This window comes from Comamonas jiangduensis (assembly GCF_030162955.1).
GTDB classification, from domain to species: Bacteria; Pseudomonadota; Gammaproteobacteria; order Burkholderiales; family Burkholderiaceae_C; genus Comamonas; species Comamonas jiangduensis.
In genome coordinates, this window is sequence record NZ_JARXOV010000003.1 from 35,106 (window position 1) to 51,243 (window position 16,138).

General features: G+C 58.7%; 11 protein-coding genes. 5 read left to right on the forward strand and 6 right to left on the reverse strand.

The genetic code is table 11. From position 1 onward, the window contains the following. The first annotated feature begins 100 nt into the window (after positions 1-100). The 4 genes from QEP12_RS03080 to QEP12_RS03095 all read left to right on the forward strand — a co-directional run bounded on the left by QEP12_RS03080 (position 101) and on the right by QEP12_RS03095 (position 7,507). Positions 101-3,958: a pilus assembly protein gene (locus QEP12_RS03080; protein ID WP_284213313.1), complete on the forward strand. Its 3,858-nt coding sequence runs from the start codon at positions 101-103 to the stop codon at positions 3,956-3,958. Positions 3,959-3,987: 29 nt separating this feature from the next. Next, positions 3,988-4,428: a type IV pilin protein gene (locus tag QEP12_RS03085; RefSeq protein WP_284213454.1), complete on the forward strand. Its 441-nt coding sequence runs from the start codon at positions 3,988-3,990 to the stop codon at positions 4,426-4,428. 104 nt (positions 4,429-4,532) lie between these two features. Continuing rightward, positions 4,533-5,654: a bifunctional diaminohydroxyphosphoribosylaminopyrimidine deaminase/5-amino-6-(5-phosphoribosylamino)uracil reductase RibD gene (gene ribD, locus QEP12_RS03090; protein ID WP_246254199.1), complete on the forward strand. Its 1,122-nt coding sequence runs from the start codon at positions 4,533-4,535 to the stop codon at positions 5,652-5,654. A 68-nt stretch (positions 5,655-5,722) separates the two neighbouring features. Further along, positions 5,723-7,507: a phospholipase D family protein gene (locus QEP12_RS03095; protein ID WP_284213314.1), complete on the forward strand. Its 1,785-nt coding sequence runs from the start codon at positions 5,723-5,725 to the stop codon at positions 7,505-7,507. Between the two features lie 150 nt (positions 7,508-7,657). On the opposite strand, the gene QEP12_RS03100 is transcribed toward QEP12_RS03095, so the two are convergent. Continuing rightward, positions 7,658-8,722: a tRNA dihydrouridine synthase gene (locus tag QEP12_RS03100; RefSeq protein ID WP_284213315.1), complete on the reverse strand. Its 1,065-nt coding sequence runs from the start codon at positions 8,720-8,722 to the stop codon at positions 7,658-7,660. 202 nt (positions 8,723-8,924) lie between these two features. Between QEP12_RS03100 and QEP12_RS03105 the strand changes: the two genes are divergently transcribed. Continuing rightward, positions 8,925-9,413, forward strand: a complete 489-nt coding sequence (locus QEP12_RS03105; protein WP_174863070.1) for a hypothetical protein — start codon at positions 8,925-8,927, stop codon at positions 9,411-9,413. Positions 9,414-9,464: 51 nt separating this feature from the next. Here QEP12_RS03105 and QEP12_RS03110 read toward each other — a convergent pair whose 3' ends face one another. The 5 genes from QEP12_RS03110 to clpB form a co-directional block, all read right to left on the reverse strand. After that, positions 9,465-10,643, reverse strand: a complete 1,179-nt coding sequence (locus tag QEP12_RS03110; RefSeq protein ID WP_174863069.1) for a methyltransferase — start codon at positions 10,641-10,643, stop codon at positions 9,465-9,467. A 68-nt stretch (positions 10,644-10,711) separates the two neighbouring features. After that, positions 10,712-11,233 carry a GNAT family N-acetyltransferase gene (locus QEP12_RS03115; protein ID WP_219163990.1) on the reverse strand — a complete coding sequence of 174 codons (522 nt, stop codon included), beginning with the start codon at positions 11,231-11,233 and terminating at the stop codon, positions 10,712-10,714. A 209-nt stretch (positions 11,234-11,442) separates the two neighbouring features. Next, complete coding sequence (locus QEP12_RS03120; protein WP_174863068.1) at positions 11,443-12,879, reverse strand: coniferyl aldehyde dehydrogenase; 1,437 nt, start codon at positions 12,877-12,879, stop codon at positions 11,443-11,445. Between the two features lie 181 nt (positions 12,880-13,060). Further along, positions 13,061-13,432: a hypothetical protein gene (locus tag QEP12_RS03125; RefSeq protein WP_284213316.1), complete on the reverse strand. Its 372-nt coding sequence runs from the start codon at positions 13,430-13,432 to the stop codon at positions 13,061-13,063. 51 nt (positions 13,433-13,483) lie between these two features. After that, positions 13,484-16,096: an ATP-dependent chaperone ClpB gene (clpB, locus tag QEP12_RS03130; protein WP_174863067.1), complete on the reverse strand. Its 2,613-nt coding sequence runs from the start codon at positions 16,094-16,096 to the stop codon at positions 13,484-13,486. Positions 16,097-16,138: the final 42 nt, after the last annotated feature.

Here is a 16,138-nt window from a genome sequence, read left to right on the forward strand (position 1 = left end):
GACGTTAAAAATATGAAATCTATAGCTAGAAGCACATACCCAGCAAGCATTTCAAGCATTTTTTACTTTTATTTCTCATTCCCCCACCAAGGAGCGCACCATGCCTGGCACCCAACACCTACCCTTTCGACACAAGCTACTGACGATTGCCATCCTCGCAACGCTGCCCTCCTCCGCAAGCTGGGCGCTGGAGCTGGTGCAGGAACCGCCACTGCCCACCTCCAAATCGGCTTTTGTGGCGCCGAATGTGATTATTTCGGTGGATGATTCGGGGAGTATGGATTGGGGCATCAAAACCACCAGTGGCGGCACCTCGGCAACTGGAAAGGGCTATACCGAACCCAATGATGACGGAACCTGGGCTAGCAATGCCAAGCGTATCAATGTTCTCAAATACACCCTAAAAACGGTTTTCAATAATAAAGAGCTAATACCAGAAAATAAAATTCGAATTGCCTGGCAGGCCATGAACAACAGTGACACCAGTGTCATAAGCACTGACGGCAATATTAAAAAAAATTCAATGCGTCCAATTGACGCTTTGATTCCGAGAGAAGTAGAGCTGGACACTGGTAGATATGTATGGACCTTGAACAGAAGGGGCAATGTACGAGAAGAAGATTGTGACCCAATCACAGGTATTATCCGTACAAGCAATTCAGGAACACTTGGAAGATGCAGCTACGTTCCTGACAAAGGTATTGTCTACGATAAACATCGAGATAATTTTTTAAGTTTTATCGGTGGATTGAAGGCAGACGGAGGAACACCATCACACAAAATGTTCAGCCAAGCCGATGCTTATATGAGAGCAGCTACGGACAAAAACGGACCGTGGTCCACAGACCCCGGCGGTACCGGCAGCAAAGCAACGGAATACCTGGGTTGCCGCCGTAATTACCACATTATGATGACAGACGGAGTGTGGAATAGTCTTTCAGATTCACACAAGAGCGGTGACCAAGACGGAATAAATTGGGAGGAATTGAATGACCGAAAGGCCTACAAGACAACCTCCGATCAAACCAAAGTCTATTACGACGGTCATTCCAATATGTTGGCCGATTGGGCACTAAAAAGCTGGATGGATCCTTTACAAGATCCAAAAAAACTCATAGATTCTGCAAATCTCAAACCATCCAAGATTTATGAAGATGCACCCACAACCGAGAATTTCACTAAAACTAAAACAATCACAACTGACGTAGAACCCTGTCTCGAATCGGAAAATTATTGGACGTGGGAAGGCTGGAAAAAAAGATGCATAAAATGGACTCAAAAAACTGTTACTGAAACAAAATCTGTCAATTTAGAAAAATACTGGAACCCAAAATACAATCCCGCAACCTGGCCCCATATGGTCACGTACACGGTTGGCTTCAGTGACCAAGCAACCAAATGGCAGTTCAGCCCCAACATCACAGCTCCAACCGATAAAGTGCCGTTTGGCTACACGGATGGCTTTGTGGATCTGGTGACCGGCTGGGCGCAATGGCCTAACCTACTGTCTAGCAATCACCATGAAAGTGATTCCAAGTCTGACCGGGCTCTGGACCTTTGGCACGCCTCTATCAATGGTCGCGGACGTTTCTATGCAGTCACCGAAGCTGAAGACCTCGCCAAAGCATTCACAGAAATCATTGGCAAGATCAACGAGGAAAGCGCGCCCTTGCCAGACTCGATTGCTGGCGGCGGCAGCACCAGTGGTTACAACGTTTCACAAACGAATGCGGGTATTTTTGCCTCGGTTTATAGCCCCAAGGACGGTTGGAGCGGCTATATCAAAGCGACCCGCGCGATTGAGCCCGAGGAATATGCCTGCCCCACGAAAGACGATCCTGAAAAAAAATGCTTCCGCTTTCCTGACGTAATTTCTGGATGGAAAGGCAAGAGCACCGCCGACCGGCTGGACGAATTATTGCCTGTGGATGGCCATCCAGACGGCAGACTTGTCTTGAGTTGGAGCGATAAAAACAATGCGGGCACCGCCTTCAAATGGCCAACTGCAGCGGATGCAACCATCGACTACAGCACGACCCAGATCAAGGCTCTGCTGGGGATTACAACGACCGCTGATCTCACTGCAGACCAAAAGACCCAGGCAAAAAACCTTGTTAATTACATCCGCGGCGACAGATCGCTAGAAGGCACCACGACCAACAAGCCGTTGCGCGTGCGTTATAGCCGCCAAGGCGATATCGTCAACTCCGAAATCTGGTACACCGGCGGTCCCATCAGCAACTACGCAATGGGTTATTCGTCTTTTGTGAAGGCCCAGAAGGACCGTACCCCCATCCTGTATGTCGGTGGCAATGACGGCATGTTGCATGGGTTCTCAGCCAAAGATGGCAAGGAGGTGCTCGCCTACGTACCGCGTGGCGTCGTGGGCAATCTCAGAAACCTAGCGGACAAGGATTACAAACACCAATATTACGTGGATGGATCGCCCATGACGGGTGACATCAAAGATGGCGAAACATGGAAAACCATGCTGGTCGGCACCTTAGGAGCCGGTGGCAAAGGCTATTTTCTGCTGGACGTCACCAATCCCGCCTCCTTTGACAGCTCCAATGTCCTACTGGACCGCACAAGTGGCAACAGCGAAGCAGCGACCAATTGCAGCTTGCTCAGTGGTGCAGCGCAGACAGCTTGCAGCACGGCCGTGGAAGAAAATAACGACATCGGCAACATCACTGCTCAACCGGGACGCAACCCCGCCAATCTGCAAGAAACCACCCAAATCACACGCATGAACAACGGCCGCTGGGCGGTGGTGATGGGCAATGGTTACAACAGTGCCAACCAGCGCCCCGTTTTGCTGGTGCAGTATCTGGATGGAGACAAGGCGCTCAAGCGTATTCATGCAGTCCCTGCGGAAGTCGCCACTGGAAGTGACAACGCCAAAGACAACGGCTTGGCAGCCCCAGCTTTGGTGGATCTGGATGGCGATGGAAAAACTGATATCGCCTACGCGGGCGATAATCTTGGCAACCTCTGGAAGTTCGACCTGACCAGCACTACCGACGCCAATTGGAAAGTGGCTTTTGGTGATAACAAGCCCTTGTTCACTGCGCGTGGTCTTCTAAAGTCAGACAGTGCCACACGGGATCAGGTGCAACCGATTACCGCCCCCCCCGTCGTGCGTGCGAGCGACCGCAGCATGACCGTAGGCACGGGCACGGATGCCAAGACTATTCCCTTGGCCGGGATGATGGTGGCGTTTGGCACGGGCCGCAACCTCACCAAGGAGGATCGCCGCACCGACATTACGCAGCCAGTGCAAACGCTGTATTCCGTGCTGGATAACACACGCTACCGCATGAATTCTGACAAGACTTCACTGGAAGTTCACCCTGGCTCGGGGAACTGCACCACTGCCCCTGCCACATGCATACCTACCCCCACGCCCGTAGGCACGATGGGGGCCACTGGCGTCGCCTTGGCCAAGCAAGATATTGATAAGGTAGACGGGGACTTTGCCACCGTGAAAGCTACCAACGAGTTGAAGAAAGAAACTTGGAAGGACTACAAAGGCTGGTATCTGGACTTGCCCGCCACCGGTGAGCGCCTGCTCAAGCCCATGCAATTCTACGATGGCAGCAATATCTTGGCCGTCTATTCAGAAACGCCTTCCGGCATCAAAAACAGCGAGAGCGACAACATCAACGAAAGCTGCGTGCCGGTCAAAGTAGACACCAGCGCCGGCAGCCAGTTCCGCACCTTCATCAACATCATGGATGGCAAGCTCCCCAACATTCAATTAGTGGACTACAACGGCGATGGTGTCTATGACACCAAAGACCTGTTGGTGGCTCGCGCCGCCGTGAAGACCGGAACGCCGATTCTGATTACCAAACGTAATCGCATTGTGGACTTGACGGGCGGTGGTGGTGGACGAGACACGCTGGCACGCATGCCTGAGAATTCCATGCGCCCCAGCTGGCGTCAGTTGAAGTAAAAGAGAAAGAAAAGTCCATGCACTTTCATATGCAACGCAAGCAAAACGGCTTCACCCTGATCGAACTGATGATTGTGGTAGCGATCATTGGCATTCTGAGTGCGGTTGCCTACCCCAGCTACACCGAATACATCATGCGCGGTCACCGTGCCGATGCACGCGCGGGGCTGCTGCAGGCCCAAATGTGGCTCGAGCGTGCCGCCACGGCGACTGGGGTGTATCCCACGAATGCTAACCCAGCCCTTGTCTTACCAGCGGCGTTGAGCTGGGCGAATGATGGCAGCAAGCGCTACACCATTAGCCTCAGTGCCAGCACCGAAACAAGTTACACGCTGACCGCCGCCCCCAAAACCGGGAGCGCACAAGCATACGACAAGTGCGGCACACTGACGCTGACCAACACTGGGACCCAAGGCGCTAGCTTGCCTACCGGCAGCAGCATGAGTGCTGCGGAGTGTTGGAAACGTTAAGCCTGCGGAGAAAGGCACAAGTGTGCGCCAGTGATGGCTTATCGGGGCGCTCACAAAACGGGTACCGCAAGGCCTTGTTTAGGGTGCGTTACCATCCAGTCGCCATGAATGAAGTAACGCCAACCATCCACCCCATGCAACAAGCGCTTGACCTTGCCCGTCAGGCGCTTTTCATTTCCAATCCCAACCCGCGTGTTGGCTGCGTTTTAGTCAATACCCAAGGCCAAGTAATTGGCAAAGGCTTCACCCAGCAAGCCGGAGGACCCCATGCCGAAGTCATGGCGCTGCGCGATGCGGCGGCACAAGGCCATGACACCCGTGGGGCGACGGCCTATGTCACGCTGGAGCCCTGCTCCCACACCGGGCGCACGGGCCCCTGCTGCAACGCGTTGATCGATGCCGGCATCGCCAAGGTGGTCGGCGCCATCACCGATCCCAACCCGCAGGTGGCCGGGCAAGGCTTTGCCAAGTTGCGCGCGGCGGGCGTTGCTGTGGAGATGGACGATGCTGCCGGTGCAGCATCGCGTGAGCTCAATATCGGTTTTTTCAGCCGCATGGTGCGCGGCACGCCCTGGGTGCGGATGAAGGCCGCCACCTCACTGGATGGTGTCACCGCTTTGCAAAATGGTCAAAGCCAGTGGATTACCGGGCCTGCGGCCCGTGCCGATGGCCACGCGTGGCGCGCGCGCGCCTGTGCCGTGCTCACGGGGATTGGCACTGTGCTGGAAGACAATCCACGCCTGAACGTGCGCGAGGTTGCCACCCCACGCCAGCCCAAAGTGGTGGTGGTAGACAGCAAGCTGGACATGCCGCTGGATGCTCATGTTTTAAAAGCAGCCAGCGGTTGCACCATCTACACTTCAAGTACTAACCCATCTAAAACTGAGGCTTTGCAGGCGCTAGGCGCTACAGTTATTGCTATGCCGAACGCGGCGGGTAAGGTCGATCTGGCAGCCATGCTGCGTGATCTGAGCGCTCGGGGCACCAACGAGTTGCATGTCGAAGCAGGTTTTAAACTCAACGGCTCCTTCTTGCGTGAGGGCTTGGTCGACGAGTTGCTGCTGTACATGGCACCCAAGCTGCTGGGTGCAGGCGCCATGGGCATGGCCCAGTTTGGCCCGCTGCAAGCGCTGTCCCAAGCCACGCCTTTGCAGTGGCACGATATCGCGCGCATTGGCGACGATTTGCGCATCGTGGCTCGTGTGGCGGCGCGCGATCAGTTTTAGCCGTTAACCACCGTCAAACCCTCTGACGTCCGACATGTGCGCTTTACGCGCACCGCTATACCTGAGCCATGTCCATCTTGCCTCTGGCGCACATGCGTTTCCCTTGGCGCAGCCACCTTCTCACAGCCTGCTGGTGTGCTGCGGTGCTTGCGCTCAGTGCCTGCGGCAGCTTGCCGCCCATGCCGCCGCGCAGCGCCAGTTATGCACTGGCACAGCCCTTGCAAACCCCGCTGGGGCAGATGGTGCAAGCGCAGCGGCAGGCCAGCGGCACGGCGTACCGCACAGGGTTTGCCTTGCTGGGCGGCGCCGATGCCGCGTTTTCCAGCCGTTTGGCCTTGGTGCAATCTGCCACGCAAACCTTGGACTTGCAGTACTACGCGATCCACGCCGACGCCAGTACCGCACGCTTGCTGGAGGCTGTGGTGCAAGCCGCTGAGCGCGGTGTGCGCGTGCGCGTGCTGTTGGATGACTTCCATGGCGCAGGCAAAAATGCGCAAATCATGCGCTTGGCGTTTGTGCCGGGCATTGAGATGCGCATGTTCAACCCCTTGGCCGGGCCGCGTGGCTCCACCGTGATGCGGGCGCTCTCGACGCTGGCTGACTTTCAGCGCACCCAGCAGCGCATGCACAACAAGCTGTTTATTGCGGACAACACCATCGGCATTACCGGCGGGCGCAACCTGGGCGATGCCTATTTTGATGCGCTGGACAGCGACAACTTCATTGACCTAGACATCATGGCGGCAGGCGATGCCGTGCGCCAGTTGTCCTCCAGCTTCGACCGCTACTGGAATGACGCGCGCGCCTACCCGGTCAGCGCGCTCATCTCTGAGCAACAACTGCTTCAACTGCGCCGCACCCCGGACGACCACGAAGACGAAGCCGCACTGATCCAGACAGCCATTCAGACCAGCAAAACGGCCAGTTTGCCTCCCATGAATTTGGCGGCGATAACCTGGATCTGGGCGCCATCCTTGGTGCTGGCCGATACGCCAGGAAAAATTTTGCCGCCACCGGAAGACTCCCCACCGGAGGGGATGGCGACTGAGGATCTGGCGCCCGAGCCTGCGGGGGATGAGCCGCCCCCAGCCCCTACCACCTTGGCCCAGCAACTGGCGCCCGGCGTCTTGCCCCCTGCCGGGGCCATCCACTCCACCAGCCGCCAAGCTTTGCGCGAGGTGATGACGCCCGTCATTGCCCAGGAGAACGTGGTCAGCGGCTTGCTGGCCTTGATTGACCAAGCCCAGTCCGACGTTTTGATTGTCTCGCCCTACTTTGTGCCGGGCAACGATATGAAGCGTGCTTTTGCACGTGCACGCGAACGCGGCATACGGCTGCGCATTCTGACCAATTCACTGGCCTCCAACGATGCGCCGCTGGCGCATGCGGGCTACGCACGGCACCGCAAAGAACTGCTGGCGCTCGGCATTGAGTTGTATGAACTGCGCAGCCTGCAGGACGGCCGCGTGGGCACCGGCACGCTGCGCGGCACCGCAGGCACCATCACCGGCTCCCAAGGTGGCTCACGCGCCATGCTGCATTCCAAAATACTGGTGCTGGACCACAAGCTCACCGTGGTGGGGTCCATGAATTTGGACCTGCGCTCCCAACTGCACAACACCGAAATTGCCCTGCTGATTGCCTCGCGCCAACTGGCGCAGGAAGCCACCGCCAACATTGAAGCCAGCTTGCAAGAAGCCGCTTGGCTGGTGGAAGACACTGCCCACGGACTCGTTTGGCGTGCGCCGCAAGGCAGCGACTGGGGCGACCAAACCCGCGAACCCGACGCCAGCTTGCCGCTGCGCATGATGATTCACCTGATCGGCCCGCTGGCGCCCGACCACCTGCTGTAACGCCGTCGCCAGCTTCACGGGCCTGGTTGCGGCACACCGGGCAGCGCCGGAAATGTCGGCCATCCCGGCAATGCGCTGTGTGCATGCCCCAAGCGCATCGGGCGCAGCCCGCCGCTTTCATAGTGAGAGCAGCCAGCGCTGGTCAGCGCTTCAATTCAGTGCAGGAATACCTTCAGGCATACGATCTACGTACGCTGACAGCTCATTTTTATGCAGCACAAAGTCTGCGCCGTAGCGTGCACACTCTTGCTCCAGCCAGTCGGCCACCAGGCTTTGCTGCGTCAGCACCCGCACGCTCTGGAAGGCAACTTCCGCTTCAGGGTAGCGGCGGCGCATCAGGTTCAGCCACTGCTTCAGGCGCCCCGCACGCTGGTTGGGCGTGAGATCGCGGCACACCAGCCACCAAAAGCGCTGCAGGTGGGGCAGCATCGCGGCCCACGGCACCGCGGGCGCAATCTCAGCGGGTACGGCCTCCGAAGGTGGCGTTCCCTGCGCCATGGCCGCGCGCAGGGCCAGCGCCAGCCCGGGGTCTGCCACACTGCCGCGCCCCAGCATCAAATCGTCACACCCTGATTGCTCCCGGCAGCGCAGTGCTTCTTGCACCGTCCAGATCTCGCCATTGGCCACCACCGGCACCTTCACCACGGCTTTAATGTCCGGAATCAGCTCCCAGTAGGCGGGCGGGCGGTAGCCTTCCACCTTGGTGCGTGCATGCACCACCAGCTCACAGGCACCGTTTTCCACCATGGCCAGCGCGCATTCGCGCATCAGGCTTTTGTCGTTGAACCCCATGCGCATTTTGGCGGACACCGGCAAATGCGCAGGCACAGCCTGGCGCACGGCCGCCACCAGCTTGGCAATGCTTTCCGGGTCTTGCAGCATGGAGGCGCCACCGCCGTGGCGGTTCACGGTTTTGGCCGGGCAGCCAAAGTTCAGGTCAATGCCCTCGGGGTTCAGCCGCGCCAAATTGGCGGCATTGGCAGCCATGTAGCCCGGGTCAGAGCCCAGCAGTTGGGCGCGCACCGGCACGCCTGCCAAGGTTTTGCTGCCGTTGAGCAGCTCAGGCATATAGCCCAGAAAGACGCGATCCGGCAGGAGGGAGCCGCTGACGCGGATGAACTCTGAGACGCAGCGATCCACGCCGCCCACACGGGTCAGCACATCGCGCAAGACAAAATCGAGCAAGCCCTCCATCGGGGCCAAAAGCAATCGCATGTAAATTTCACCACGCCTTCACGGGGCGGCACTTAGGTATAAAAAAGGCTTCTAGCGCTTATGTATCAAGCGCTGCAAGCTATGCTTTTCAAAAGAACAAACATCCACTCCACCGCCCCGGCCACGCGTATTGTCGCAAGCTTGCTGCGGCTTTGCCGGTGGTTTCACGCGGCTGTCACAAGCTGCAGGTGCAATAGCCTGCATGTTTTTACAGCGCACCCCCAAGGCACAGTCTGAGCTCGCCCCTGGCCAGCGCAGCTTGGGCCTGCGTGAGCGCTCCATGCTGCTGCTGGCAGAAGGCACGCCGCTGCATCAGTTGCAAGCCATGTACCACGGTGAAGGCGCAGCGCTGGTGGAGCAACTGCTGCACGCCGGTTACTTGCAAGCCGCCAACTACGCTGCAGCGCCCACAGCCGAAGCCACTGCTGGCGCCCCCGCCCCAACCATCAGTCTGGCAGGGCTGCGCATGTATATGTTTGATCTGTGTGAGCGCATGTTTGCCAACCGTGCCCACGACACCGCCCAGCATCTGCGCCAACGACTGCGTGAAGCCCGCGACGTCGACAGCATGCTGGCAGTGCGCGACGAACTCTTGCTGGCCATTCAACTGCATGCTGGCGCACAGCGTGCAGAAACCATTCGCCAGCAGCTGATGCACATGCTGCCCGAACGCAGCCTAGAGACCAGTTAAGCCTCCAGGCGCAGGCACACATGCCCGCCCGTATGCATGCATGCAGGTGGGTTAGGCCACCTTGGCCTTCAAACGCCACAGCGAAGTCATCTCTGCCGAACGTGCTGCATGCAATGCATCGCTGCTATCTTGGGCTTTGCCGTGCGTCGGCTCAGTATCCATGCGGTAGACCACGTACAGGCCTGCAGCATCGATCCAGCCCATCAACTCTTCGCGGCTGCGCAAGCCCAGGTGCTCTGCCAGGTCCGACAAAATCAGCCAGCCTTCGCCTTCGGGCGTCAGGTGCGCGCGCAAGCCATTCAGAAAACCGCGCAGCATGGCGCTGTTCTCGTCGTACACCGCGTGCTCTAGCGTGGTTACTGCGCGAGCGGGCAACCACGGAGGGTTACAGACAATCAGCGCCGCCTGCCCTTCGGGGAACAAATCGACCTGCTGCAGCTGCACCCGCTCACTCAGCCCCAAGCGCGCAATATTGTCTTGCGCACAAGCCAGCGCACGGGGCGACATATCGGTGGCTACCACCTGCTTGACACCGCGTTTGGCCAGCAGCGCCGCAAGCACGCCGGTGCCAGTGCCAATATCAAAGGCGCGCTCACGCGCACCTTCAGGCAAAGGCGCCTCATTGACCAGTGCCACATACTCGCCACGCACGGGGGAAAAAACACCGTAATGCGGGTAAATGCGCGCTTCCTTGCCCAGCACGGGCATGGCCACCCCTTTTTTGCGCCACTCATGCGCCCCCACCACGCCCAGCAACTCGCGCAGCGTCAGCACTTGCACGGTGGCATCCGCTGTGGGCGCCCCCCAAGCCTCGGTGCATGCCAGTTTCCAATCAGGTGCGCGGCGCAGCGCGATGCTGTAGTCCGGCTGCAGCGCAATCAGGATGCTGCCCAGCACGCGCGCGCGCTGGCCTTGTGCCATGCGGTAGTGGTGAAAAGCCTCTGCCGGGGTTTGTGCCGTTTGCTGGCTAGACGCTCGCAGCTGCTTGCGTGCTTTGGCGGTGCTTTTGCCAGCAGGCTTGTCCAGGCGGCGCTTGAGCGCATCCAGCAACAGGCGGGCATTGTGAAAATCACCCTGCCACAGCAAGGCGGTGCCTTCGCAGGCCAAGCGGTAAGCGGTATCGGCGGGCATGGTGTCGTCCGCCACGACCACACGCCGTGGCGCGGGCAGGCCGCTTTCGCTGCGCCAAGCAGCTTGGTGGTCAATGCCTTGGTGTTGCCATTGCAGCATGTGGTGCTTTCTGTGAAGAGTCGAAATACAAAAAAATCGGCCCGCCGAAGCGGGCCGTGAGGCGGCAATTAGTTTAAGGGACGCTTTAAGCGAATTTCCTCAATCTTGATACCGCCCACTGGGGTGGTCTTGGCGGTCGACATTTCACGCTTGAAGCCAGCCATCTCATGAAAGCGCAAAGCACGCTCATTTCGCAGCGGCACCCAAACGGTCACGTTGGTACAGCCTTCTTCTTGCAGACCTTCGCGGGCTGCATCCCACAGCGTCACGCCGACACCTTTGTTCCAGTGCGAAGGGGCCGCATAGATGGCCCACACCTCACCAGTGGTCTGGCGAGATTTTTCGTCACGGGAACGGTCAAAACCAACAAAGCCTACGATCTTGTCGCCGTCAATGGCAACATGCACTTGGGGCTCGCAGTATTCGATCGCCTCACGCCAGTAAGCTTGACGCTTCTCGACGGAAGACATGGCTTTCAGTTGGTCGTCAGGCACGATGCCACGGTAGGCTTCCAAAGCAGAAGCGGTGTGGATTTGTGCAATCGCCTTCGCATCGCGAAGCGTTGCAGGACGGACCTGGTAATTAGACATGGAAAAACCGAAAGGGAAACTAGGTGTTGAAAACGAAAGTCCGCAATTGTCAGTGAAAACGCGAACTTCGCTTATGCCTGCTCGCTGTAGCCATTTAAGCGAGTACGGCTGTCAAAGGTTTCTTGCCCGCAGAAAAAGGATGTGCTAGGCCGTTGCAACGGCCTATAGCAAGCTGCTTGTTGCAAGCAGTTGGAGAGAGTGGCAAACGCTCAACCCAAGCGTTTGATCAGCGCCATGACGCGCTCAAACTTGGCTCCGTACGGCGGGTACAGCCAAGAGGCAGGGCTCCATTTTGCTTGTAAAAAGACCGACTTTTGGTGAGAAAAGCGTAAAAAACCATGCTCACCGTGATATGCCCCCCATCCGCTGGGGCCCACACCACCAAAAGGCAGGTTGTCGTGCGCCACGTGCATGAGCGTGTCATTGACCGTCACCCCCCCGCTCACGGTACGGCGCAACACGCTGTCACGCAGCTTTTCATCCTTGCCAAACCAGTACAACGCCAAAGGCCGTGGCCCCGCATTGATCGCTTGGATTACGTCATCCAGCCGGTCATAGCTGATCACTGGCAGCAGCGGCCCAAAAATTTCCTCACGCATGATGTCCATGCCGGAATGCACGTTCCACACCAGTGCCGGTGTCATCTGGCGCTGCACCGCATCGCCCCAGCCGGGCGCAGCAGAGGAGGCAGCAGTCTGTGCAGGCTCCAGCCACTGCACATGCGCGCCCTGGCTCTCGGCTTGCTGGGCCAGGCCGCGCAGGCGGTGGAAATGCTTTTGATTGATGATGGCAGCGTAGTCCGGGTTGCCCCCGATGGTGGGGAAGAGCTGCGCCACAGCCTTGCGATAGGCCTGCTCAAACGCCTGCTCTTGCCCGCGCGGCAGCAGCAAATAATCGGGCGCGATACAGGTTTGGCCGGCATTAAGCAGCTTGCCATGGGCAATACGCAAGGCAGCTTGCTCCATATCGCAATCGGTGCCGAGAATGCAGGGAGATTTGCCCCCCAGCTCCAGCGTCGTGGGCGTCAGGTGCTGGGCTGCGGCAATCGCCACTTTGCGGCCGACAGCCGTCGAGCCGGTAAACACCAGGTGATCAAACGGCAGGCCTGCAAACTGGCTGGCCACCTGCGCATCGCCTTGGATCACACAAAATTCATCGGGGGCGAAAAACTGGCCAATCACATGGGCCAGCTGTGCAGAGGTATGGGGCGTTAACTCGCTGGGCTTGAGCATGACGCGGTTGCCCGCTGCAATCGCCGCAATGGCAGGCCCCAAGGCCAGCTGCAAGGGATAGTTCCACGGGGCGATGATGCCGACCACACCCAGCGGTTGGCGCTCGATGCGCGCCATGCTAGGCAGCAAGTGCAACGGCGTCCACACGCGCTGATGGCGCATCCATGTGCGCAGATGGCGCAGGGTATGCGAGAGCATGCTGCGCAGCACCATGAGGTCCGCCATTTCGGTGAGCTGCGGCGAGCGCACGCCAAAATCCGCCTGAACCGCTGCAGCCAAGGTCGTGCCATGCTCCTGCAAAATTTTCTGAATGCGCAGCAAACGCTCCTTGCGCACCAGCGCAGGCACTTCAATATGCTGACGGCTGGCTTGGTGTTGCTGGTCGAAAAACGCACGGATATCAGCTTGATTCATAAAGGCATGATAGAGAGCAGCATCGGGGAAACGCCAAGGAATCCCCCAATTCCACAACACGTTACAACTTCGCGGTAACCAAACGCTAATTACGCTGCGGGCCGCGTGGCTGCAGACAGAAAAAAAGCAGGCCTATGGCCTGCTTCGTATCAAGAAAGAATGGCATGCGCCATGCATGCCCTCAGTGCACCTCGCGCGCCTGAACGTCGCTGACTTCGCCTGCCACTTTGGACAAAATACCGCCGCGCTTGCTACCCGCAGCAGGGGTGAAGGGGGCGCAGCCCTCTTCTTTGTCGGCCGCGGCGGCGGCACCGGCCATGCCGCCAAAACTGCCTGCACGCTGGTACATGCTGGCCCAACTGCTGGCTGCACGCATGGGCATGACCCATGGCGTCACAGGCTGGCCGGTGAGCTTGGCCCATAGCGCACGCAGGCCCCAAAACGCAGCCAGCACGCAAGCGACCGTCAACAGGCTCAAAAAGAACGCCACACCAACCATCAACAGCACAATGCGCACGGTCCAACGGGTGAGCGAATTCAGAAAGTCGTTCAAAGCAATGCCTTTCAAATGCGGCCAGCGCCCTGAGGCACTGGCCGTGGAGGCTTAAGCCGCGCTATCCGCCACAGCGCCTAAGCCGAATTTAAAGACGCCGGGCTCCTGCACGGGATCCACCGACACCTCGATCACGCTCTTGGGCGGGAACTTGCCCTCCAGCAAGGACCGTGACAGCGGGTTCTCAATGCGCTGCTGGATGGCACGCTTGAGCGGACGGGCACCAAAGACCGGGTCGAACCCTACTTTAGCCAATTCCGACAAAGCCGCGTCACTGATGTGCATTTGCAAATCCATCTTCTCCAGACGCGACTGCAGCAATTGCAGCTGAATCTTGGCAATGGACTCGATGTGTGCAGCATCCAAGCCATGGAAGACCACAGTTTCGTCGATACGGTTCAAGAATTCGGGGCGGAAATGGGATTTAAGTTCCCCCCACACCGCTTCTTTGATGTCTTCGCTGTCCTGGCCCACCATCGCTTGGATCAGGTGCGAGCCAATATTGCTGGTCATCACGATCACGGTGTTCTTGAAGTCCACGGTGCGGCCCTGACCATCGGTCAGGCGGCCATCATCGAGCACCTGCAGCAGCACGTTGAACACGTCGGGGTGGGCCTTTTCGACCTCATCGAGCAGCAGCACGCTGTAGGGCTTGCGGCGCACGGCTTCGGTCAGGTAACCGCCTTCTTCATAGCCAACATAGCCAGGAGGCGCACCAATCAAGCGTGCCACGCTATGCTTTTCCATGAATTCCGACATATCGATGCGCACCAAGTGGTCTTCGCTGTCGAACATAAAGCCCGCCAACGCCTTGCACAGCTCGGTCTTGCCCACGCCCGTAGGGCCTAGGAACAAAAAGCTACCCAGTGGCTTGTTCGGGTCAGACAGCCCGGAGCGCGAACGACGGATGGCGTTGGAGACTGCAGAGATCGCCTCGTCCTGGCCCACCACACGCTGATGCAGCTTGTCTTCCATGTGCAGCAGCTTGTCTTTTTCGCCCTGCATCATTTTGGACACAGGAATGCCCGTGGCACGGCTGACCACTTCCGCAATCTCTTCCGCGCCGACGTGGGTGCGCAGCAGCTTGTGCTTCGGCGCGTCGCCATCGGCCTCGCTGGCCTGGGCTTCCTTGAGCTGTTTTTCCAAAGCGGGCAGCTTGCCGTATTGCAACTCGGCCACTTTGTTGAAGTCGCCCTTGCGCTTCAAATCTTCGATTTGCGTGCGGATGGCATCCACTTCCTTGCGGATTTGCTCAGAGCCTTGGGCGCTGGCTTTTTCGGCCTTCCAGATTTCTTCCAGGTCGGCGTACTCGCGCTCCAGCCCGGTCAACTCATCTTCAATGAGCTGCAGGCGCTTTTGCGAAGCCTCGTCCTTTTCCTTCTTCATGGCCTCGCGCTCAATCTTGAGCTGGATCATGCGGCGCTCCAGCTTGTCCATGACTTCAGGCTTGGAGTCGATCTCGATCTTGATCTTGGCGGCCGCCTCGTCGATCAGGTCAATCGCCTTGTCGGGCAGGAAGCGGTCAGTGATGTAGCGGTGGCTCAGCTCCGCTGCAGCAACGATAGCGGGGTCCGTAATGTCCACGCCGTGGTGCGCCTCATAACGCACCTGCAGGCCACGCAAGATGGCGATGGTATCTTCCACCGAAGGCTCGTCAACCAGCACTTTCTGGAAACGGCGCTCCAGCGCCGCGTCTTTTTCGATGTACTTGCGGTACTCGTCCAAGGTGGTCGCGCCAATGCAGTGCAGCTCACCGCGCGCCAGCGCAGGCTTGAGCATGTTGCCGGCGTCCATCGCACCTTCGGCCTTGCCAGCGCCCACCATGGTATGGATTTCGTCAATGAACAAGATGATGCGGCCTTCTTCCTTGGCCACATCGTTCAGCACGGCTTTGAGGCGCTCTTCAAACTCGCCGCGGTACTTGGCACCCGCCAGCAGGCCGGCCATGTCCAGCACCAGCACGCGCTTGTCCTTGAGGGTTTCGGGCACTTCGCCTTCCACAATGCGCTGCGCCAGGCCTTCCACAATCGCGGTCTTACCCACGCCGGGCTCACCGATGAGCACGGGGTTGTTCTTGCTGCGGCGCTGCAGCACCTGGATGGCACGGCGGATTTCGTCGTCGCGGCCAATCACGGGGTCAAGCTTGCCCATGCGGGCGCGCTCGGTCAGGTCCAGGGTGTATTTCTTCAGGGCTTCGCGCTGGCTTTCGCCTTCGGCGCTGTCCATGGTCTGGCCACCGCGCACAGCGTTGATGGCGGACTCCATGGCCTTGCGGGTCAGGCCGTGCTCCTTGGCGATCTTGCCTGCCTTGGTATCGCTGTCGGACAGCGCCAGCAGGAACAATTCACTGGCGATGAACTGGTCACCGCGCTTGATGGCTTCCTTTTCCGTGGCCTGCATCAGCTTGCCCAGCTCGGAGCCGATGGTGACCTGGTCGTGGCCTTGCACCTCGGGCAACTGCTTGATGGCGTTTTCAGCCGCCGTACTCATGGCGGCCACATTGGCGCCCGCGCGCTGCAGCAGGGCCTTGGGGCCGTCGTTCTGGCGCAGCATGGCAGCCAGCAGGTGCAGAGGGTCGATGTAGGCGTGGTCATTGCCCAGGGCGAGGCTCTGCGCGTCGGCCAGGGCTTCTTGAAATTTGGTAGTGAGCTTGTCGATACGCATGAAAGGCTTCCTTCAACGGTAAATCTGTAACTCCCTCACAAC